The sequence below is a fragment of the Hyphobacterium marinum genome (assembly GCF_036330325.1).
GTDB classification, from domain to species: Bacteria; Pseudomonadota; Alphaproteobacteria; order Caulobacterales; family Maricaulaceae; genus Hyphobacterium; species Hyphobacterium marinum.
Genome location: NZ_JAZDRO010000001.1, coordinates 305,421 through 325,600, shown reverse-complemented (window position 1 = coordinate 325,600; position 20,180 = coordinate 305,421). Strand labels below are relative to the sequence as shown.

Here is a 20,180-nt window from a genome sequence, read left to right as displayed (position 1 = left end):
ATGTCCCATCTTAAATTCTATTAAGGCGTCAGGCGGCACCGCGTTCAGGTAGCAGGATTTCACGGCGTCCGGCGTGGTCGGCAGGCCCGATCATGCCTTCTTCTTCCATCTGTTCGATGAGGGTGGCGGCGCGGTTATAGCCGATCTGCAGACGGCGCTGGATATAGCTGGTCGAGGCCTTGCGGTCGCGCGCGACGACGGCGACGGCCTGGTCAAAGAGCGCGTCGCCCGTGCCTTCATCGTCGCCGAAGAGACTGCCCTCGCCGCCCTCGCCATCATCTTCTGTAATCGCGTCGAGATAGTCCGGCGCGCCCTGTTTGCGCAGGTAGGCGGCGACGTCCTCAACTTCCCGGTCCGAGACGAACGGGCCGTGCAGGCGCCTTATACGGCCACCGCCGGCCATGTAGAGGAGGTCACCCATCCCCAGCAGCTGTTCGGCCCCCTGGTCGCCCAGAATGGTGCGTGAATCGATCTTGGAGGTGACCTGGTAGGAAATCCGGGTCGGGAAATTGGCCTTGATCGTGCCGGTAATAACGTCGACCGAGGGGCGCTGGGTCGCCATGACGACATGGATACCCGCCGCGCGCGCCATCTGGGCGAGGCGCTGGACCGCGCCCTCGATTTCCTTGCCCGCAACCATCATCAGATCGGCCATCTCGTCGATCACGACGACGATGAAGGGCATTTTCACCGCTTCGATGGATTCGGTCTCGTAGACCGGTTCACCGGTTTCCCGGTCGTATCCGGTCTGCACGGTGCGCTCGAGCGGCTCACCCGTCTCCAGCGCCTCGGCGACCTTCTCGTTGAAGCCGGCCACATTACGCACGCCGATCTTGGACATGCGCAGATAGCGGCTCTCCATCTCGCGCACCGTCCATTTCAGGGCGGCGACGGCCTTCTTCGGATCGGTGACGACCGGCGAGAGCAGGTGCGGAATTCCGTCATAGACGGACAATTCCAGCATTTTCGGGTCGATCATGATCAGCCGGCACTCTTCGGGCGGCAGCCTGTAGAGCAGCGACAGGATCATCGCATTGATCCCCACCGACTTGCCCGACCCGGTCGTCCCGGCGATCAGCAGGTGCGGCATGCGCGCGAGATCGGCCACGAAGGGCTCCCCGCCAATCGTTTCACCGAGCGCCATGGGCAGCTCGGCCTTGGCGTCCTCGAACGCCTTCGAATTCAGAAGTGCGCGCAGGAAAACCGTCTCGCGGCGCGGATTGGGCAATTCGATACCGATTGCATTTCGGCCTGGAACGACGGCCACGCGCGCCGCCGTCGCGCTCATCGAGCGGGCGATGTCGTCGGCCAGATTGATGACGCGGGAGGATTTCACACCCGGGGCCGGTTCGAACTCGTAGAGCGTCACCACCGGTCCGGGGCGGACTTTCACGATATCACCCTTGACGCCGAAATCGCCGAGCACGCCTTGCAGCAGTTCGGCGTTTTGTTGCAGCGCGGCTTCATCGATGGTCTCGGCGCGCGCCTTCGGCCGGGCCAGCAGATCGAGCCGCGGCATCTTGAACGCATCGGATTTGACGAAGGGCAGCGCGCCTTGCGCCTCGCGGGCTTCGCGGCTCGATTCGGCCGGCTTGCGCTGGGGCGCGACCTTGACCGCGGGGGTGTCGGCCACGCGCCGCGGCCTGGGTGTCCGCGATGGGCTGGGCCGCCGGGCCGGAGCCGTCACCACGTCCTCGGACATCGTCTCTTCCTCGCCGCTCCGCCAGGGAATGCGGCCGAGCGCACTGTCCCACCAGACCCGAAGCGTGGCCCAGGCCAGGGCCGCGGCATCACCAGCGGCAACCAGATCACTGGTCCGCAGGCCGAAGGTGAAGAAGACGCCGGCGACCGCAAGCATGAGGCCTAGGGTCACCGTCACACCGGTCGCCGCGGGCAATCCGAGACCGGCCAGCGGTTCGGCAATGGAAAAGAGCATCAGATCGCCAAACGCACCGCCCAGGCCGGCGGCGAAGGGCCAAGCGTCCGGAATGGGCAGGGCCGAGAGCGCGGCGGCAAATCCGGTCACGCCCAGGCAGCCGGAGATGAAGCGCAGCGTCATCATCGACCCGGAGCGTTTGCGCGGGCCCCGGACCAGCAGGATTCCGCCCCAGACGATGAGCGCCAGGACCGGACCGCCAGCGGCCCAGCCCAGCGTCTGCAACAGCAAATCGGCCCCGATGGCGCCGGGCAGGCCCAGCGGATTGAGCGGGCTGGCCGATGTCGCGACATTCCAGCTGGGGTCGAGCGGGTTGTGCCCGAAGATGGCGGCCCCCAGGCCGGCCCCGGCGGCAATCATGACAAGTCCGAAAAAGCCGGTACGCAGCCGCGCGCCCAGCCCGCGGTCTCCGCTGGCGCGGACACGGGAGGTCAGATCATCTTGCGGGGCGGCGTCACCGGCTTTCATGACAGCAAATCTAGCGGGCAAAGCGTGAGTCAGAGGTAAACACGCGTTAACGTCATCACAGCCGGATTCGCCGGTAGCCGGAGGTCGCGCCCGCCATGAAGAATTTCAATTTCCACGACACGGTCGGCGCGCTGCGCCCGATGATCGAACGCGCCGGTTTTGTCGAGGCGCCGCGCCAGACTCCCGGTCACAAGAAACGCCCGGTCTACAACGACCATGCCGATGCGACGCGCTTTACGCTCGGCGACCGGGAGATCGCGCTCGCCAGCGAAAAGGGCGATATCCGGATCATCCTTGTTGAGGCCGATGAAGACCCCGACCGCATCGACCTCGATTGCCCGAAGCGTAGCGCCGGAAAGGCGCCCTCGCCGGTCTATACCGCCTCGACCCTGCGCTGCCTGAAGCGCAAGCTAAACCGCTGGTTGTAGGCTCGGGCCGCACCTGCGGCAGCGCGCCCGCTTTCCTTCTGCGCCCGCACGCCTAAACTCGCGTGCCATGACGCAATCTTATGCCTTCGATGGAGATGTGACGGTTCTGGGCGGCGGCCTCGCTGGCCAGACGCTGGCGCTCGCGCTGGATCAGGCCGGGCTCTCGGTTGCACTTGTCGACGTCCTGCCGTTCGAAACCCAGCTCGAGCCCGAATTCGATGGCCGCGCCTCGGCGCTCGCCTATACCAGTTTCCGTATGCTCGATGCGCTGGGGGCCGGTACGGCGCTGCGGCCCCATACCCAGCGGATCGAGGATATTCTCGTTGCTGATGGCCGGGCACATGGCGGATCTCGGCCCGGCGGACCCGGCCCCTTCACCCTGCATTTCGACCGGCGCGAAATTCACCCCGATGCCGACGGCGAACCGCTCGGCTGGATGGCCGAGAACCGGCATATCCGCCAGGCCCTGTCGCTGACGCTTCAGGACCGGCCCGGCATAAATCTTTTCGCTCCGGCGCGCGCCGACCGCTGGGAGCGGGTCCCGGGCGGTATGCATCTCCACCTTGCCGATGGACGGGTTTTGAAATCCTCGGTTCTGGCCGCCTGCGACGGCCGGTTCTCGCGCAGCCGCCGGCAGGACGGAATCCGGTCTGCGGGTTGGAGCTATGGCCAGAAGGGCATTGTCGCCACAGTCGAGCATGAGCAGCCCCACAACGGGGTCGCTTATGAATATTTTCTGCCCGGCGGTCCGTTTGCGATCCTGCCACTTCCCGGAAACCGGGCCTCTCTGGTCTGGACCGAGAAATCCGGCACCGCCGATGCAATCGTGAAACTGGACGTGAGCGGATTCCAGCGCGAGCTTGATGCCCGTTTCGGCGATTTCCTGGGATCCGTGAAAGAGACCGGGCCGCGCTGGGCCTATCCGCTGGGCCTGACCATCGCCGAGCAATTCTGTTCCGACGGGATCGCCTATTGCGGTGACGCGGCGCGCGGCATTCATCCGCTGGCCGGGCAGGGCTTCAATCTCGGGATCCGCGATGCCGCCGCGCTGGCCGAGACGCTCGCTGAAGCCAAACGCCTGGGACTCGACCTCGGATCGCGGGTCACGCTACGGCGCTATGAATCCTGGCGGAAATTCGATTCCCTGTCGCTTGCGGCCGGGACTGACCTTTTCAACCGTCTGTTTTCCAATGACATTACACCGCTTCGGCTGGCGCGGGGCGTCGGTATGTCAGTAGTTGACAGGATACCGGCGGCGCGGAAATTCTTCATGCGCCAGGCGGGCGGAGAGACCGGCGACCTGCCACGACTCCTCAAGGGTGAACGCCTCGACGCCGCTTAGGGTCGCGACTCCCCGAGCGCATAGAGATAGTCCCAGGTGAAGATGCCGCTGTCATGGCCGTCGTCGAAAGTCAGGCGGACGGCGTAGCGACCAACCGGATCGGCCGCTGTGACCTGAACGTGTTCCTTGCCCGTCACGGTCTTCTTCTCGCCGGGGCCATGACCCTGCACTTCGGCGCTGGGCGATTCGGTGCGCAGCGTCTCGAAGGGAATGGAGAATCGCTTGCCGTCGTCAAAGTTGATGTCGAGGGCCCGGTTTTGACGCGAAAACCGCAGCAATTCTGGCCAGGGGCGCGTCTCTACCGGCATTCCGCGTCACTCAGTTCGCGGGCTTCGTCAGCCAGCATGATCGGCACACCGTCGCGGATCGGATAGGCGAGCCTTGCCTGCTTGGAAACCAGTTCTCCGGCCTTGCGGTCATAGGTCAAAGGCCCGCGCGTGACCGGGCAGACCAGGATTTCCAGAAGCCGCGGATCCACCGCGCTGTCGCCCCCGGTCATTCCGGCGTCTGTCCGGCCGGCGTCTGTCTGGGGTGTGTCACTCATGGCGAAGCTCCTGTCAGCCGGTCCGAGCGGTCCGGGTCAGTTGGCCGACCCGTTCGCGCCCTCGGCGATACGGTGTTCAAGTATGTCCGACATCACGTCAAGGCGGCGGCGGACATGGCGCGCCTCCAGGAGGCGCTGGCGTTCGGCCGCGGTAAAGGGGGCGACCATGGCCATGCGGTCGACGACCCGCGCCAGCGGCGCAGCCGCGACGCTGTCCCAGTCGGTCTCGACATGTTCATTGGCAAACCAGAGGCGCAACAGTGACTCCAGTCGCTGCCGATCAGTATCCAGCAGGGTTTCCGGGACGTCGAGATCGGCGGCGAAACCGGCATAATCGGCCACGCCGGTTCGGTAGGGGGCGGGCCGGTCCGCTTCGCCGGTAAGCCGGAAACGCGACAGGCCTTCCAGTGTGATCAGATAGCGCCCGTCCGGCGTCTCAGAATGTTCGCCGATACGCCCGGCCCCGCCGATGGATTCCAGGTCGGGACGATCCAGTGTGCCGCCGGGGCGTGTCTGCACGATGCCGATCATCCGGTCGGATTTGAGCGCATCATCGACCATGTTGAGATAACGCGGTTCGAACACGTTGAGCGGCAGGACCTCGCCAGGCAGGAGGATCGTTCCGCCAAGCGGAAACAGCGGGATTTCACGGGGCAAAACCTGTGTCATGCCTTGAAAAATAGGGCCTAGCCCGCGGCCCGCCAAGGCCTGTGCTTCAGGAAAACAGGATGGAGGACAGCTTCCGCCGCCCGGTCTTCGCGGTCTGTGACGCCGCCCCGGCCGCGTCGAAGACACGCAGCAGCAGCGCCTTGGCCGCCCCGTTTTTCCACTCGCGGTCCCGCGCGATCATGCCGAGCAACACCTCGCTCGCCGCATCCAGCGCGCCGCGCGAGATATAGGCTCGTGCGAGTCGCAGGCAGGCGTCCGGGTCGTCGGTTCGGGTGGAGTCTTCGAGATCATCAGGATCGCCCGCATCAGCGGTTTCCTCGGCCAGCGCCAGCGCGGTTTCCACGCCCTGGACTGCCGCGTCCGACCGCTTGTCTTCGGGCACATGGGCCAACGCGGCGCGCGCCTGTTCCAGTTCGCCGCCGGCCATGTAGCAACGGGCGAGACCGGCAATCGCGGCCGGGTTCTCCGGGTCGGTCTGGGCCGCCGTGGCAAAATCCTGCGCCGCGCCGCCGATATCGCCGGCATCCAGGCATTCCTGTGCCCGCTTGAGCAGCGCCTCGATCGCTTCGGCATCCGGCCCATCGCCAGTCAGGCGGGCGATGAAATCCTTGATCTGGCTTTCAGGCAGCGCACCCATGAAACCATCGACCGGCTGGCCGTTGCGGAAAGCATAGACGGCCGGGATCGATTTGACCTGCAGCCGCCCGGCAATCTGGTTGTGCTCGTCGATATTGATCTTCACCAGCCGGATCTTGCCGCCGGCCTTGCGCACGGCGTTCTCGATGGCCGGGCCGAGCTGGCGGCAGGGACCACACCACGGGGCCCAGAAATCAACGAGAACCGGGACCTCTTTTGACGGCTCGATCACGTCGTCCATGAAGCTCTGGTCGGTCCCGTCACGCACTAGCACATCCGCGTCGGATTGCGGTTGGGGTTGGGAACCGGCGGTGAAGGTGAAGTCAGTCATGGCGGAACTCTCGGGCCAGCGGGTATCGGCCCCCTACTTGGCGCGCCGCGACCATTCGTGCAAGCCGGTCAGGCGTCTTCGGCCAGTTCGGCGAAGTCGATAATCACCGGCTCGTGGCCGGTATCGCGGGCGAAGGCGAGGAGGTCTTCTGCGGAAACGGCGGTGGTGGCGGTGTTTTCCAGCGGGTGGAAATTGACCGGGTCGGTCGCGAGGAGCGCCTTGTCGACAACAAAACGCACCGCGCCCTCGGTATCGTTGATCAGCGCGAAGGCGGTGACCGAACCGGGCCGTACGCCCAGCGCCTCGAACAGCACGTCCTCGCGCGCAAAGGAGAACCGGGCACAGCCCAGCCGCTTGTGCAGGCGATTGACCGGAACCGCCGTGTCGCCGAGCGCCGACACCAGGACCAGCGTGCCTTTCTTGTCCTTCAGGAACAAATTCTTGGTATGGCCGCCGGGCAATTGCGCCTTGATGGCCTGACCTTCCTCGACGGTGAAAACGGCGTCGTGCTCGACCGTGGAATGGGAAATCCCGAGACTGTCGAGACGGGCGAAGAGATCGGAACGGGTGGCGGTCATGGTGGTGTTGAAACCCGCCGCGCGGGCCCGATCAAGCGCTTCTTTCGCGCGGTGCACTCAGCCGCTTGCAATCGGGCGCACTTTGCGCGATATACCCCGCCTCCCGGCGCACAGCCGGTACCCTTGTTGAGCGGGCGTAGCTCAGGGGTAGAGCGTCACCTTGCCAAGGTGAATGTCGTGAGTTCGAATCTCATCGCCCGCTCCATTCTCTTCCCTCGTTTTATCAAACAGTCGCGTCTAGTGCCGATTGCCGCCATGAAACCGCCGCCAAACGGTTTAGGCTTGGTTTCTCCTGATCATTCCGGAGCGCGTCCATGATCCCCTATCGCCCCGTGCTGGCGGCCCTGTTTCTGATGGCCCTGCCGGCTCACGCCACGGCGAACGAGCCAGCGCCCGTTCGGGTTTCCGCCGATTATTCCGCTTCGGTCCTGATTTTCGAGGTCGGCGAGATCACCCTGTCCGCCGAGCTGGGCCACACCCATTACCGCGCCAGCGCGCATGTCGAGGCGGCGGGGCTCGCCGCCCTCTTCACCGATTTCGAGATTGATTCCGAAGTGGCCGGGCAGCGCTCGGCAGCCGGTCCCCAGCCGGGACGCTATGCCCATATCGAGCGCACGGGCCGCAAGCGCCGTGATATCGAGGTGACGTTTGACGGGGGTACCGCCCGATCCGTTGCCACGCCGGAGTTTTCCAGCTGGGGTGAGCCGCCCGCCAGCGAGGCCGACCGGACCGGCGTGGTCGATCCGATGACGGCGACGCTGCTCTTGTCCGAGATGGTCTCGGCCTCGGGCGGAGAACCGTGTTCGGGCTCGATCCCGGTCTTTGACGGCAAGCAGCGCTACAATCTTCGCCTCACGTCTCAGGGGCAGGAGACAATCCGGACCCGCGCCTGGCGGGGCGAAGCGCTGGTGTGTGACGCCTACTATGAGCCGCTGTCGGGCTATGATCCGGAGGACTGGCCGACGCCGGGAGAGACCCGGCACCCCTTGCGGATGTGGATCGCGCCGATTGCGGACGGACGCGCCTATCTGCCGGTCCGCCTGCATACCCGCGCCGGCTTTGGCGGGGTCACGATCGAAGCCCGGCGAATCCGCGTGAGCGACTGATTTTCCTTGGAATCTGAATGCTCTGTAACTTTCCTGTGAACCTGTCGCAACACGCACCGCCTATGTCTTAGTGTGACGCGGAATTTGCGGGGGGAGCAGGCAGTGGACATCTCATGTACCGGTCTTTGATCGTCGTCGACGACGTTCTCGACAATGTCGATGAATTGCGTCGGGCTGCGCTCGGGCTGGACTTCCCCGAGCCGGATGCGCCGACCTATTTCCCGGGCCGGAATTCATCCCAGGCCTTGCGCGTGCAATTGCTCGAGGAAGCGGCGATGCGCCTGACCGGCGAACGCCTCTACCCGGCGACCGACAGCCACGCGAAATGCCGGATCACGCTCGCCAAAGACGTTGGCGAAGGCGATGTCCATGTCGATGAATGCCACTGGTCGGGGATCTATTACCTCTCCAAACCCGAAGACTGTCAGGGCGGGACCGACTTCTTCCGTCACATCCCGACCGACAGCGAGCATGCTCCCTATCACCCGGACCATTTGAAAGCGTGGGGGTATGAGAGCTATGCCGACTTTGTCGAGAAGGTCTCCAAGCCGCACTCGAAAGACCCCAGCCAGTGGGAACGCGTCATGCGTGTCCCCATGAAATATAACCGGCTCATCCTGTTCCGGCCCTGGCTCTGGCATACGGCCGGCCCGGCCTTCGGCGACCGGCTCGACAATGGCCGGCTGATCTACCTGCTCTTCTTCGGCTCGGACGGCCCGCTCTAGTCCACGAAGGGATCAGAAAAACGCGGATCGGTCAGGAAGCTGTTATCGGTCAGCGTGTGCAGGAAGGCTTCCAGCGCCGCCTTCTCGTCATCGGTCAGGTTCAGCCGCAGCGGCTGGCCTGGCCCCTGCCGCAGGCGCGGGTCCAGATCGGGGCTACCCACCACACCGGAATTATAGTGCTCGATCACTTCGGCGAGCGAGCTGAACCGCCCGTCATGCATGAAGTGGGTCCGTACCGCGACATTGCGCAGTGACGGTGCCTTGAACGCGCCATTGCCCGCACCGTCGTCAACCGGCGGATTTTCAAGACCGATATTGTGGACCGCGTCGCTGATATGGGCGAGCGTGTTGTGGCAGGCCCCACAGCCGACATCATCAATCGCGGAACCCGGCACCGGCATGAAAAGCTGGAGCCCCAGGAATTCCTCGGCGGTGAAATTGGCTTCAAACGCCGCCGACCCCAGCGGACCGTCTGCAAGGGCCTGGTCGAAGCGTGAATTGGCCGAGGTCATGGCCCGGACAAATTGCGCCATGGCCAGCGACATGCGTTCCGACGTCACCTCCGGATCACCGAACGCGGCCTGGAACAGCGCGCCGTAGAAATCTTCCGCGGCGACGCGCGCAACCGCCTCTTCCAGTGTCAGGCCCATCTCCACCTCGCTCTGGATCGGTGCGAGCACCTGGTCTTCGAGCGTGGCGGCGCGCTCGTCCCAGAAGAAACGGCCATTGTCGTAATAGCGGGCGTTGGACAGCCCCGGCGAATGCCGGCCCGTCAGCTCGCCGGCGAAACCGGCCGAGAATTGCGCGCCTTCGGAAAAGCCCGTGGCCTGGGTGTGGCAGCTGGCGCAGGAGACCGTGTTGTTGGCCGACAGCCGCCGGTCATAGAAGAGCACGCGGCCCAGCGTTGCTCCGGCATTGGTGATGGCATTGTCGATCGGCGTGTTGTCCGCTGCCGCAACCGGTCCATTGCGGAAATGGGCGGGCAGGGTGACGTCGGAATCCGAATAAAGGAAGGAAATGTCCGGAAGGACCGGTTCGCTCATCAGCGTGCGCACCGCCACCGTGGTTGAGCCGCGCAAGGCGGCCCCTTCACGGAAGGACACCTGGATCCGGTTCGTCGCCGGGGCAAAAGCGACCGGAATGTCGCCGATGGCGAAAAAGGCGAAGGTCGGGGTCGCGCCCGGCCCGATGGTCAGGCTGACACTGTCGGTAGGTGTGGCCAGACAGGCCCCGGTGCCCGGATTGGTCTGGCAGACGCGGACCGAAACCGGCAGGGCTTCATTGGTCGGCGCAGCCGAAACCGTGATCTCTCCGGAAACACCGACATTGGTCGTGGCCACCACGAAGGCCCCGTTGCGCTGGCGGTCGATAATGTCGACGACACCCGCCGTTGTATTGAGGCCGGACCCCGCGCCAACCTCGGAAATGGCGATGATGTCGGGAACGGCGGCGGCAGACGCCGAGAACCACAGCGTGTTCACACCCGGCGTAATGGCGGCCGAGGCCTGGTTGGTACAGGCAAATTCGAGCGGCAGGTTTCCGCCCGGCTCGAACACGGCCGAAGGCGTGAACGCGAAGAGGAAGCTCTGCGCTGCGCCCGGTCCGATATCGACCGTTCCGTTGACCGCGCCGACCGGCGTGTTGGCCGCATCCGTGGTCTGAAAGCTGAACGTGCCGGCCGGGTCGGCCCCGGTCAGTTGCAGGCCGCAGGACGTGGCTGTTTCCGCTCCGGCATTGATGATGGTGGCGAAGGCCGTGGCCGTGTCGCCGACCTGAACCGCCCGGCTGTTGGGCAGTACGGCAGCGACGATGATTTCCGCTGACATCGTATCGAGCGTGGCAAAGGCAATACCGGGTTCACCGCCATCCGGCGTTTCCCGGACAGCACCGAGCGTCACGCGCCTGTCCGACCCCGTTTCGGCCAGTTCGGAATTGACCACTTCGGCGAGATACTGGGCGCGCAATTGCGCGGCGAGGCCGTGACGGCGGACGAAGGCGGGGGAAAGCCGCGCTTCCAGCGTGACCGGACCGGCCTCCTCACCGAGCAGGCGCCGCGCAGCTGAAACAACCTGTCTTTCCTCGGCGGCGAGGTCGCGCGCGCGCAAGGAGGACGCCTCGAGCCAGACACTTCCGCCCGCACCATCAGGGGCGAGATAACCGGTGCCCGCATCGCCCGTGACACGTCCGAACGCGCCCATGCCGCCGGAGACCAGCAGAACCCCGGTTTCGCTGCCAATGCCCGATGCGGTCAGGATATGCTGACCCAGAAGCCCGTAGTCCGCGCGGCTGATCGCGACCGCGTCGCGGTGACTGCCGATCACGACAGAGGCCGCATCACCCGGTCGGAATTCAGCTGTGCGCAAATCTGTCGCGCGGCCGTCAGCGGAGACTGTCCAGACCGGAGCGCCGGGCGCAAACGGTATCGGACCGGCCTGGCCGTCCGATGGTGCGGTGATGAAAAGAAAAGCAAAAGCCAGACCCGTCCCGGCCTGGCGGACACAATCCTGCAAACCCATGTCGCGCGGTCCTTCCCTGTCCTCGACACGCGCCGTCCCCGAACACTGTTACGGGCCGGACGGGTAATTCCGTCGCGGGAAAGGAAAAAATATCGCTAAGAAAGCCGGAAAACCGTCACCGCCGGTTCAGTCGGTACGGTGACCTTCAGCCCCTTCGGCCACGTCATCGGGCTGATGGGTGAAGCCTTCAAGGTCACCCACATCATCAGCATCACGCCGGATTTCGACCTCGCTGAGTGCATAGGCGGTGAGCAGACGCGCCACCGAGTCCAGCGCATCGATATGCGTGCGCTCATAGCCGTGCGAGGCATCCACGCCGAAGGTGACAAGGGCGGTGCGCACGTCGGCCCCGCCTTCCACAGCCGAGGCATTGTCCGAGCGGTAATGGCGGAAATGATCGCGCTGATGACCGATATCATGGGTCTCGCAGAGCTTGATCAGCTTGCGCGTCAGGTGAAAGTCGAACGGGCCGGTCATGTCGCCCATCCCGATCGTCACACCGGTTTCGCGTGAGCCCTGTCCCGGTGCCACCGCGCCATTGTCCACCGCGACCAGCGAGGCGATGTCGTGGGTCAGGATGGAGGACGCGCCCGAACCGACCTCTTCGGAAATCGAGAACAGGAAGACGGTCCGCACCACCGGAACCGACCCGCTGTCGATCAGCGCCTTCATGGCCGCGAGGACGGCGGCCACGCCGGCCTTGTCGTCGAGATGGCGCGAGACGATGAACCCGTTGTCGAAGAATTCCGGTTGGGGGTCGACGGCGAGAATGTCGCCGACACCGATCCCGGCGGCCTCGGTGTCTGCCGCGCTGGCAAAGGGCGCATCGATGCGCACTTCGACCTGGTCCCAGTTGACCGGTTGTTCGTCGATGGCGTCGGCATAGACATGGCCGGACGCTTTCAGCGGCAAAATGGTGCCGCGATAGGCCCCGTCAGGGGCGAAAATCGTTACCCGCGCGCCTTCGGCAAACCGGGAAGACCAGTGCCCCACCGGCGCGACCGCAAGCCGGCCATTGTCCTTGATCCGCGTGATGATCGCGCCCAGCGTATCGAGATGGGAAACGATGGCGCGCGCCGGCTGGTCGTCCCGCCCCTCCAGCGTCGCCCGGATCGCCCCGCGCCGCGTGATCTCGACCTGAAGCCCCAGCCGCTCCAGCTCGTCGCCGACCCAGTGCACAATCCGGTCGGTGTAGCCGCTGGGGCTGGCAATGGAGAGCAGCGTCTCCAGCGTGTGGGAAAGATAGTCGGTATCGATATTCGGCAGGCTCATTTCGAAGTTGTCTCCGTCGTGTCGGTCCGGGCGGTCTGGGGGAAGAGCAGGTCGACAAAGCGCTCTGCGGTCGGCTGGGGTTCATGATTGGCCAGACCCGGGCGTTCATTCGCTTCAATCAGCACAAAGTCGTCGCTTGCCGGGTCCGGTGCCATGAAATCGAGGCCGACGACCGGGATGCCGATGGTCTCGGCGGCTTTTAGCGACGCCTCGGCGATGGCCGGTCCGAGCTCGGCGGTCACGTCATGCAGCGTGCCCCCGGTATGCAGGTTCGCTGTCCTGCGGACTTCGAGGATCTCGTCTTTGGGCAGGATGTCGTCAAACCCATAACCAGCGGCGGCAATGCAGCGCTCGGTCTCGGCATCGAGGGGGATCGCAGACTCCCCGTCGCTGGCCGCCACGCGGCGTCGCGACAGGCCCTCGGTCAGCTTGCGGATCGTGGTTTTCCCGTCGCCCAGGATGGAAGGCCGGCGGCGCAGAGCCGCAGCGACAACCTCGCCGCCAATGACGATGACACGCAAATCCTCGCCTTCGGCGACCTCCTCGACGATGACGTCGGGGCACAGCTTGCGGGCTTCGGCGACGGCCCCCGAAACCTCATCCGGTGTCGACACGCCGACGGTCACGCCCCGCCCCTGCTCGCCGCGCGCCGGTTTGACGACGACCGCACCCGAGCGGTCCAGGAGCGCCTTAACGGCGGTCTCGTCTTCAGCATCAACCGCTTCGGGAACCGGCAGCCCCGCTCCGGCCAGCAGGCGGCGGGTCGCGGACTTGTCGTCACACAGACTCATCGCCACGGCGGTGGTCAGTTCGCTCAGGGATTCCCGGCACACAATCGTTCGTCCGCCATGCGAGAGGCGGAAAAACCCGCTCTCGGCATCCAGGACCTCGACATGCACGCCGCGGCGGCGCGCCTCGTCCGTGATGATGCGGGCATAGATGTTGAGCTCGGCTTCGGGTGCCGGTCCGGTAAACAGCCGCTCATTGATCGGGTTCTTCCGCTTGATCGAGAAAAAGGGAATGCGCTTGAAACCAAGCCGTTCGTAAAGCGCGATCGCGCCTTCATTGTCGTGCAGGACCGAGAGGTCCATGAAGGCCGCGCCCCTTGCCCGGAAATGGTCGGCGAGATGCAGCGTCAGGCTCTCCCCGATGCGCGGCCGTCGCGCGCGGGGGTCGATGGCCAGGCACCAGAGCGAGGAACCCTTCTGCGGGTCATTGAAGGCGCGGGCATGGTCGACCCCGGTGACCGATCCGATCACGTCACCGGTGCGTACATCCTCGGCCACGAAAATCGTCATCTGGCGGGAGTCCCGCTTCGTCCACAGAAAACCGGGATCGACCGTGACCATGTTGCAGGCCGCATAGATCCGGTTGACCGCTTCGGCATCGGCTTCGGACGCCAGCCGCCGGATCACAAAGCCGCTGGGCCGTTCCGGCGCGGCTCGCTTCTCGGTCAGGCTGAGCCGGTAGGTGTGTGACGGGTCGAGAAACAATTCCTGCGGTGCGAGCGCCAGCAGCACGTGCGGGTCGCGAATGTAGAAGGCGATGTCGCGCCGGGACTGGCCTTCACCGCGCAACTCCCCGGCGATGGACTCGTTGTCAGGAAAGGTCTGGGCGAAGACCAGCCGGCCCCAGCCGCAATCGACGACAGCCTGTTCACGCAACGGTTCCGCGCCGGGGTCGCGGCGCTTGACCGGTTCGCGCCCGGATGTGTCGCGCAAGCGGCGCAGCCGGTGACCAAGCCGGCGGGGGGCCTGCCCCGGCCTCATGCGGCCCGGGCGCGGGCACGGGCCGGCGCGTCATGTTCGGCAAGCCACAAGGCGAGCACCCCGACCTGCCAGAGTTTCGATCCGCGCAGGCGGGTGATCTGGCCTTCCGGGTCGGCGAGCAGTTGATCGATATAGCCCGGCTGGATCAGGCCACGATCACGAAAGGCGGACGATGTCACGGCGTCGCGTACCATTTCCAGATAGGGGCCGCGCAGATATTTCAGCGCCGGGACCGGGAAATAACCTTTCGGCCGGTCGATGACGGCATGGGGGACATGGTCCCGGGCGATGGTCTTGAGTATCCCCTTGCCGTCTTCGGCCAGCTTGAGCCGCGCCGGGCAGCGGGCGGCCAGTTCAACCAACTCGTGATCGAGGAAGGGGACACGCGCTTCGAGCCCCCAGGCCATGGTCATGTTGTCGACCCGTTTGACCGGGTCATCGACCAGCATCACGTGGGTATCGATGCGCAGCGCCTTATTGACCGCGTCGATGGCCCCGGCTTCCTCGAAATGCGCGCGGACATAGGCCGCTGCGTGATCCTCCCCGATGTGGGCAGCGTGCAGGACGTCGCCCATCTCCGCGTGGTCGCGATCAAAGAAGGATTGCGCATAGGTGTCGAAGGCGTCATTCGCGCCATCCATGGGCGGATACCAGTGATAGCCAGCGAACACCTCGTCCGCGCCCTGGCCGGACTGGACCACCTTCACGTGCTTCGAGACTTCCTGGGACAGGAGATAGAAGCCGACACAGTCATGGCTGGTCATCGGTTCGGACATCGCCTGAATGGCCCCGGAAAGTGCCGGCAGGGCCTGGGAGGTCTCGACCGGGATCTTGTGGTGGGTCGTGCCGAAAGCGTCCGCGACGATGTCGGAATACTCGAATTCGTCGCCCTTCTCCTCGCCGACGGTCTCAAACCCGATGGAGAAAGTGTTCAGCCCGGTCGCCCCGGCTTCCGCGAGCAGGGCCACAATCAACGAGGAATCGAGCCCGCCCGACAACAGCACGCCAACCGGGACGTCGGCGACGAGCCGCCGCTTCACCGAGGCGCGCAGTGCCGCTTCGATGCGTTCGCGCCAGTCCGTATCGGACAGCGATGTTTCGTCATCTCGCGGTGCATAATGGGGCGACCAATAGTGTTGTTCGCGGCGCTGACCGTCCGGCTCGATTTCCAGAACGGTCGCGGGTGGCAGCTTGCGCACACCGGCGAACAGGGTGCGGGGCGGCGGCACCACGGCGTGAAAACTGAAATAGTGGTGCAGCGCCACCGGATCGATGGTCCGGTCGATATCGTCGCCCGAGGCCAGCAGCGCGGGCAGCGATGACGCGAATCGCAGCCCGTCGGGCGTGTCAGCCAGATAGAGCGGCTTGATCCCTAAACGGTCGCGCGCCAGCGTCACCCGGCCTGAATCGCGCTCGACAATGGCAAAGGCGAACATGCCGTTGAGACGGTCAACGACCTTCGTACCCCAGGCATGGAACCCTTTCAGGATGACTTCGGAATCCGACGTCGAGAAGAAACGGTAGCCCTTGCCTTCAAGTTCGCCGCGCAGTTCGCGGTGATTGTAGATGCAGCCGTTGAAAACCAGAGTCAGGCCGAGCTCGGCATCCTCCATGGGCTGCCGGCCGGCCTCGGACAGATCGATGATTTTCAGCCGCCTGTGGGCCAGTCCTGCGCTGCCGCGAAAGACAAGACCCTTGCCGTCAGGTCCTCGCGGAGACAGGCAGTCGGACATGCGCATCAATGCTTCGACACTGGACGGATTTGAAGTAAAACTTAAATCTCCGGCAATGCCGCACATGCTCAACCCTGCTTTTGTCTTTGTTAAACACCAAAAATCACCGTGCACGGAAAGCCCCCGCGCGCGGTGATGTTGGTAGTCAACGCAGACGCTACATTCAAGGTTCCATCCAGATGGGAACGAAATCTGGAATTATCCGTTGAATTACTGTGATGGCAGCCTCATATGGTTGCCAGGCGTGACGGGATTGCCTATCCCCCGCCTGATCAGACCAAAGTTGCGTTTGCCGTTTCCGCGCAGAGTGCGAGGAAGCCGCCTGCGCTCGAAGGAGGATTTGTGAATAGATATTCCCGCAAGAAAGCGCCCCGCCGGGGGCATATCGCCGCGATCGCACCGCAAGGCTTCAATGCCGACGATCTGATGCTGGCGACCGGTCCGCTCGACCGGGCCGGTTTCGACGTCGCGGTCGTGTCCGACACGGACGGCATGCTGTCCGCCCGTGCTGGCGAAACGGATGTGAATTACGTGCCGGCCTCGACGATCGGCGACATGGATTTCGACCGCTATGCCGGGCTTATTCTGCCGGGCGGGTCGAGCAAGATCGCGGACTCGGCGAAAGCTGCTGTCGCGGTATTCCTGAAAGCCGGCAAGCCGGTGATCGCGCTGTCAGACGGCGTCGGCCTGCTGGCCGAGGCGGCTAATGCGCCCGATACGGCCGAGGCGACAGCGGCGATCTCAGCGCGCGGCCAGGTCTTCGCCGCCGGCGGCGAAACCGCAGCGGAAGATGCCGTTCAGGTCTTCGCCGACGCGGTCCTCAGTGCCGTTACCGAGACCCGGGCGGCCTGACCGCCCGAGGGCAATACGCATTGGCGCGGGTGACCGCCCACACGATGATGTCAACGCCCTGTCCGAATATTCATTTTCGGGCAGGGCGTTGTTGCGTTTAGGCTTCCGCGACCGGGGCGGGCTGTCCGCCGGAAAGTCTGTCTGAAACCGTCGCCGAGGCCAAACCATGATCCGTACGTTCAAACTCGCCGCCAGCGCGCTGGCGCTCGCAACCGCTGTGCCTGCCCTGCTCGTCGCCTCACCGGCGTACGCCATCCAGGCCGAAAGCGCCGACCCGGCTCCAGTGGTCTGGGACCTGACCGATCTCTATGCCTCGCCGGACGCCTGGCGCGCGGCCTATGACGAGCTGCAGCCGCAGATAGACGCTCTGGCCGATCTGGAAACCCGTTTCTCGGAATCGGCTGAAGGCATGGCCGAGGCGCAGGAGACGATGAATGATGTCGGCAAGGAAGCGGTCCGCCTTTTTGTCTATGCGACACTTCTCGCCGATGAAGACACCCGCATCACTGATAACCAGGCCATCCGGGCCCTTGGCGCGCAGATGTTCTCCCGCTTTGGCCGGGCCACGTCCTGGACCGGACCGGCGACGCTGGCGCTGGGCGAAGACACGGTCGAGGCGTGGATCGCGTCAGAACCGCGTCTTGAACCTTATGCCTTTGGCCTGCGCGGCACGCTGCGTCTTGCGCCGCACACGCTGACACCCGACCAGGAACAGATCATGGCGCTCGCCTCCTCGGTGACGAATGGCGCTGGGACGATCTATGGCCAGTTGTCGAACTCCGACATTCCCTGGCCGGAAATCGAGATCGAGGGCGAGACGGTCACGCTGAACTCGCAAGGCTATGCTTTCCACCGCGCCAATGGCGACCGGGAAGTGCGCCGTGACGTGTTCCAGACCTTCTGGGGCGCGTGGATGCAGTACCAGTCCTCGATGGGGGCTGCGCTCAACACCCATATCCAGGGCCATATTTTCAATGCCCGCGCCCGCAATTATGAAACCGCGCGCGAAGCCGCCCTGTCGCCCAGCAATGTGCCGGTCGCGGTCTATGACCAGCTGATCGCCCAGACGCGGGAAGGCCTGCCGACCCTGCACCGCTATTTCGAGCTGCGCGGCCGTATCCTCGGCGTCGATGACCTCGCTTATCACGACATCTATCCGCCGCTGGTCTCGCTGGGGACGGAATTCACGCTTGAGGACGCAGAACGCCTCACGCTCGCCGGTCTCGAACCCTTCGGCGAGGAATATATCGACATCCTCGAACACGGATTCTCGCAGGACTGGATGCATGCCTATCCGCAACCGGGCAAGACGTCCGGGGCCTACATGTTCGGGGCGGCCTACGATGTGCACCCCTATCTGCTCCTGAACTTCCAGGGCGATTATGACGGAGTGTCGACCTTCGCCCACGAATGGGGCCATGCGGTCCACTCGGTCCTCGCCAACCGCAACCAGCCCTTCGCCACGGCGGGCTATGCGACATTCGTTGCGGAGATGGCCTCGACCATCAATGAATTCCTGCTCCTGGAATACATGGTCGAAAACGCGCAAAGCGACGAGGAACGCCTCTTCTATCTCGGCGAGGCGCTCGAACAGTATCGCGGCACCTATTTCCGCCAGGCCATGTTCGCCGAATTCGAGATGCGGGCACACGAACTCGCCGAATCCGGTGAAGCCGTCACCGGTGCGGCCCTGACCGATATCTATCTCGAACTCTTGCGCGACTATCACGGCGCGGACGCGGGCGTGATGGAGATCGACCCGGCCTATGCGATGGAATGGGCCTACATTCCCCACTTCTACTCGAACTTCTACGTCTTCCAGTACGCCACCTCGATCACGGCCGCGACGACCTTCGCCCAGCGCCTTCTGGCCGGTGAGGACGGTGTCCAGGAGGACGTTCTCAACCTCCTGCGTGCAGGCGGTTCGGACTATGCCTATGACATGTTTGTGGAGGCCGGCGTGGATCTGGCCGAGCCCGGCCCCTACCAGACGGTTCTGGTTCGCATGAACACGATCATGGACGAGATGGAAGCCATTCTCGACCGGCGCGCGGAGTAGCGCAGGGCAATAAAAGAGAAGACTGGACGCGCGGCGGCAACGGGTTAGCCTTGCGGGCATGAAAGCCCTTAGACCCCTCGCCGCCGCGCTCGTCCTTGCTTCGGCCGGCGCGGCCCAGGCCCAGGAGACTGGAGCCATGCCGGTAACCGAACCCGGTCTCAATGACCGTTTCGCCGCGCTCGCGCTCGATTGCGTGCACCGCGAATATCCCAACAAGATCAGCCATGTGCTGCAGGGGGACGGGGACGCCCTGACCCCGCGCGAACTCTATCCGGTCTTCCATGGCTGTTATGACTGGCACTCGGCAGTGCATGGCCACTGGCTACTGGTGCGCCTGTTGCGCACCGATCCGGACGGCGATTTCGCGCCGCGCGCCGAGGCCGCCCTCGACATCAGTTTCACGCCTGCCCGCGTGGCGGGCGAGGTCGCCTATTTCGCCGGTGAGGGGCGCGGCAGTTTCGAGCGTCCTTACGGGCTGGGCTGGCTGCTGCAATTGACAGCCGAGCTGCGCGAATGGGACGACCCGCGCGCCCAACGCTGGCTCGCCGCGCTCGAACCGCTGGAGACCGTCGTCGCCGACCGCTACCGGAGCTGGCTGCCCAATCTTGCCTATCCGATCCGCATCGGCACCCATAACCAGTCCGCCTTCGGTTTTGCGCTGGCGCTCGACTGGGCGCGCACGGCGGGCGATGCCGAACTGGAAGCTCTTCTGGTCGCCAAGACGCTGGAATTCCATGCCGGCGATCAGAATTGCCCGCTTTCCTATGAGCCGTCTGGCGAGGATTTCCTCTCGCCCTGCCTGATGGAGGCCGACCTGATGCGCCGGGTGATGCCGCAGGACGCGTTCGCGGCCTGGCTTTCCGCCTTCCTGCCCGGCATCCCCGAGGACGGCCGCGCGGACTGGCTGGCACCGGGTGTCGTCCTCGACCCCAGCGACGGCAAGCTGGTCCATCTCGATGGCGTGAACCTCTCGCGCGCCTGGAATCTCGAAGCCATTGCCAATGCCCTGCCCGACGACGACGCCCGCAGGGCCGCCCTGTTGGCGGCTGCTGATGTCCATCGCCAGACGGGTATCGCGTCGGTCTCGGGCGAGCATTACGAGGGCGGACACTGGCTGGCGAGTTTTGCCACCTATCTCGTGACCGGCCGCGCACTGGATGCGCCCGTCGCGTCAGGCGGATAGACACGACACAACCACGTCCGGGTGGAGGCTGTC

General features: G+C 64.8%; 17 protein-coding genes and 1 tRNA gene. 8 read left to right on the top strand and 10 right to left on the bottom strand.

Going from position 1 to position 20,180, the window contains the following annotated elements; all coding sequences use genetic code 11:
- Nucleotides 1–28 precede the first annotated feature (28 nt).
- Complete coding sequence (locus V0U35_RS01540) at nt 29–2,404, bottom strand: FtsK/SpoIIIE family DNA translocase (RefSeq protein WP_330194883.1); 2,376 nt, start codon at nt 2,402–2,404, stop codon at nt 29–31.
- 95 nt (nt 2,405–2,499) lie between these two features.
- Here V0U35_RS01540 and V0U35_RS01535 point away from each other — a divergent pair, with 95 nt between their 5' ends.
- Nucleotides 2,500–2,832 carry a hypothetical protein gene (locus V0U35_RS01535; protein ID WP_330194882.1) on the top strand — a complete coding sequence of 111 codons (333 nt, stop codon included), beginning with the start codon at nt 2,500–2,502 and terminating at the stop codon, nt 2,830–2,832.
- Nucleotides 2,833–2,899: 67 nt separating this feature from the next.
- Nucleotides 2,900–4,174 (top strand): UbiH/UbiF/VisC/COQ6 family ubiquinone biosynthesis hydroxylase, encoded by a 1,275-nt coding sequence (locus V0U35_RS01530; protein WP_330194881.1) that lies wholly within the window; start codon nt 2,900–2,902, stop codon nt 4,172–4,174.
- Here V0U35_RS01530 and V0U35_RS01525 read toward each other — a convergent pair.
- The 5 genes from V0U35_RS01525 to V0U35_RS01505 form a co-directional block, all read right to left on the bottom strand.
- Nucleotides 4,171–4,482 carry a gamma-butyrobetaine hydroxylase family protein gene (locus V0U35_RS01525; RefSeq protein WP_330194880.1) on the bottom strand — a complete coding sequence of 104 codons (312 nt, stop codon included), beginning with the start codon at nt 4,480–4,482 and terminating at the stop codon, nt 4,171–4,173. The two genes, V0U35_RS01530 and V0U35_RS01525, sit on opposite strands and share 4 nt — an antisense overlap.
- Nucleotides 4,473–4,673 (bottom strand): Trm112 family protein, encoded by a 201-nt coding sequence (locus tag V0U35_RS01520; protein WP_373696357.1) that lies wholly within the window; start codon nt 4,671–4,673, stop codon nt 4,473–4,475. Before V0U35_RS01520 ends, V0U35_RS01525 begins: the two co-directional genes overlap by 10 nt.
- Before the next feature lie 81 nt (nt 4,674–4,754).
- A complete protein-coding gene (locus V0U35_RS01515; protein WP_330194879.1) occupies nt 4,755–5,387 on the bottom strand; it encodes an LON peptidase substrate-binding domain-containing protein in 633 nt (210 codons plus the stop codon).
- Nucleotides 5,388–5,433: 46 nt separating this feature from the next.
- Nucleotides 5,434–6,354, bottom strand: a complete 921-nt coding sequence (gene trxA / locus V0U35_RS01510; RefSeq protein ID WP_330194878.1) for a thioredoxin — start codon at nt 6,352–6,354, stop codon at nt 5,434–5,436.
- 68 nt (nt 6,355–6,422) lie between these two features.
- Nucleotides 6,423–6,932, bottom strand: coding sequence for a prolyl-tRNA synthetase associated domain-containing protein (locus V0U35_RS01505; protein ID WP_330194877.1), 510 nt, complete (start codon nt 6,930–6,932; stop codon nt 6,423–6,425).
- Nucleotides 6,933–7,062: 130 nt separating this feature from the next.
- Here V0U35_RS01505 and V0U35_RS01500 point away from each other — a divergent pair.
- From V0U35_RS01500 to V0U35_RS01490, 3 genes are all read left to right on the top strand, one after another.
- Nucleotides 7,063–7,137: transfer RNA gene (locus tag V0U35_RS01500), tRNA-Gly, on the top strand.
- 109 nt (nt 7,138–7,246) lie between these two features.
- Nucleotides 7,247–8,038, top strand: a complete 792-nt coding sequence (locus V0U35_RS01495; protein WP_330194876.1) for a DUF3108 domain-containing protein — start codon at nt 7,247–7,249, stop codon at nt 8,036–8,038.
- Between the two features lie 113 nt (nt 8,039–8,151).
- Nucleotides 8,152–8,763 carry a DUF6445 family protein gene (locus V0U35_RS01490; protein ID WP_330194875.1) on the top strand — a complete coding sequence of 204 codons (612 nt, stop codon included), beginning with the start codon at nt 8,152–8,154 and terminating at the stop codon, nt 8,761–8,763.
- Here the strand turns inward: V0U35_RS01490 and V0U35_RS01485 are convergent.
- The 4 genes from V0U35_RS01485 to V0U35_RS01470 all read right to left on the bottom strand — a co-directional run bounded on the left by V0U35_RS01485 (nt 8,760) and on the right by V0U35_RS01470 (nt 16,119).
- Complete coding sequence (locus V0U35_RS01485; RefSeq protein ID WP_330194874.1) at nt 8,760–11,279, bottom strand: cytochrome-c peroxidase; 2,520 nt, start codon at nt 11,277–11,279, stop codon at nt 8,760–8,762. The two genes, V0U35_RS01490 and V0U35_RS01485, sit on opposite strands and share 4 nt — an antisense overlap.
- Nucleotides 11,280–11,405: 126 nt before the next feature.
- Nucleotides 11,406–12,551 carry an osmoprotectant NAGGN system M42 family peptidase gene (locus tag V0U35_RS01480; protein WP_330194873.1) on the bottom strand — a complete coding sequence of 382 codons (1,146 nt, stop codon included), beginning with the start codon at nt 12,549–12,551 and terminating at the stop codon, nt 11,406–11,408.
- Nucleotides 12,548–14,320: an N-acetylglutaminylglutamine synthetase gene (gene ngg / locus V0U35_RS01475; protein WP_373696339.1), complete on the bottom strand. Its 1,773-nt coding sequence runs from the start codon at nt 14,318–14,320 to the stop codon at nt 12,548–12,550. The genes V0U35_RS01480 and ngg overlap by 4 nt, the downstream gene beginning before the upstream one ends.
- Nucleotides 14,317–16,119, bottom strand: coding sequence for an N-acetylglutaminylglutamine amidotransferase (locus V0U35_RS01470; RefSeq protein WP_330194871.1), 1,803 nt, complete (start codon nt 16,117–16,119; stop codon nt 14,317–14,319). Before V0U35_RS01470 ends, ngg begins: the two co-directional genes overlap by 4 nt.
- Before the next feature lie 276 nt (nt 16,120–16,395).
- Here V0U35_RS01470 and V0U35_RS01465 point away from each other — a divergent pair, with 276 nt between their 5' ends.
- From V0U35_RS01465 to V0U35_RS01455, 3 genes are all read left to right on the top strand, one after another.
- Nucleotides 16,396–16,905, top strand: a complete 510-nt coding sequence (locus tag V0U35_RS01465) for a DJ-1/PfpI family protein (RefSeq protein WP_330194870.1) — start codon at nt 16,396–16,398, stop codon at nt 16,903–16,905.
- Nucleotides 16,906–17,071: 166 nt separating this feature from the next.
- On the top strand, nt 17,072–18,964 hold the full coding sequence (gene pepF / locus V0U35_RS01460) for an oligoendopeptidase F (RefSeq protein ID WP_330194869.1): 1,893 nt from the start codon (nt 17,072–17,074) through the stop codon (nt 18,962–18,964).
- A gap of 58 nt (nt 18,965–19,022) precedes the next feature.
- Nucleotides 19,023–20,147, top strand: a complete 1,125-nt coding sequence (locus V0U35_RS01455) for a DUF2891 domain-containing protein (protein WP_330194868.1) — start codon at nt 19,023–19,025, stop codon at nt 20,145–20,147.
- Nucleotides 20,148–20,180 lie beyond the last annotated feature (33 nt).

Excerpts from the sequence above, each read along its gene's own strand:
- V0U35_RS01480 (WP_330194873.1), bottom strand. The coding sequence starts at position 12,551 with ATGAGCCTGCCGAATATCGATACCGACTATCTTTCCCACACGCTGGAG.
- V0U35_RS01495 (WP_330194876.1), top strand. The coding sequence starts at position 7,247 with ATGATCCCCTATCGCCCCGTGCTGGCGGCCCTGTTTCTGATGGCCCTG.
- pepF (WP_330194869.1), top strand. The coding sequence starts at position 17,072 with ATGATCCGTACGTTCAAACTCGCCGCCAGCGCGCTGGCGCTCGCAACC.
- V0U35_RS01530 (WP_330194881.1), top strand. The coding sequence starts at position 2,900 with ATGACGCAATCTTATGCCTTCGATGGAGATGTGACGGTTCTGGGCGGC.
- V0U35_RS01520 (WP_373696357.1), bottom strand. The coding sequence starts at position 4,673 with ATGACCGGGGGCGACAGCGCGGTGGATCCGCGGCTTCTGGAAATCCTG.
- V0U35_RS01535 (WP_330194882.1), top strand. The coding sequence starts at position 2,500 with ATGAAGAATTTCAATTTCCACGACACGGTCGGCGCGCTGCGCCCGATG.
- V0U35_RS01470 (WP_330194871.1), bottom strand. The coding sequence starts at position 16,119 with ATGTGCGGCATTGCCGGAGATTTAAGTTTTACTTCAAATCCGTCCAGT.
- V0U35_RS01485 (WP_330194874.1), bottom strand. The coding sequence starts at position 11,279 with ATGGGTTTGCAGGATTGTGTCCGCCAGGCCGGGACGGGTCTGGCTTTT.
- ngg (WP_373696339.1), bottom strand. The coding sequence starts at position 14,320 with ATGAGGCCGGGGCAGGCCCCCCGCCGGCTTGGTCACCGGCTGCGCCGC.
- V0U35_RS01525 (WP_330194880.1), bottom strand. The coding sequence starts at position 4,482 with ATGCCGGTAGAGACGCGCCCCTGGCCAGAATTGCTGCGGTTTTCGCGT.
- V0U35_RS01490 (WP_330194875.1), top strand. The coding sequence starts at position 8,152 with ATGTACCGGTCTTTGATCGTCGTCGACGACGTTCTCGACAATGTCGAT.
- V0U35_RS01515 (WP_330194879.1), bottom strand. The coding sequence starts at position 5,387 with ATGACACAGGTTTTGCCCCGTGAAATCCCGCTGTTTCCGCTTGGCGGA.
- V0U35_RS01455 (WP_330194868.1), top strand. The coding sequence starts at position 19,023 with ATGAAAGCCCTTAGACCCCTCGCCGCCGCGCTCGTCCTTGCTTCGGCC.
- trxA (WP_330194878.1), bottom strand. The coding sequence starts at position 6,354 with ATGACTGACTTCACCTTCACCGCCGGTTCCCAACCCCAACCGCAATCC.
- V0U35_RS01505 (WP_330194877.1), bottom strand. The coding sequence starts at position 6,932 with ATGACCGCCACCCGTTCCGATCTCTTCGCCCGTCTCGACAGTCTCGGG.
- V0U35_RS01540 (WP_330194883.1), bottom strand. The coding sequence starts at position 2,404 with ATGAAAGCCGGTGACGCCGCCCCGCAAGATGATCTGACCTCCCGTGTC.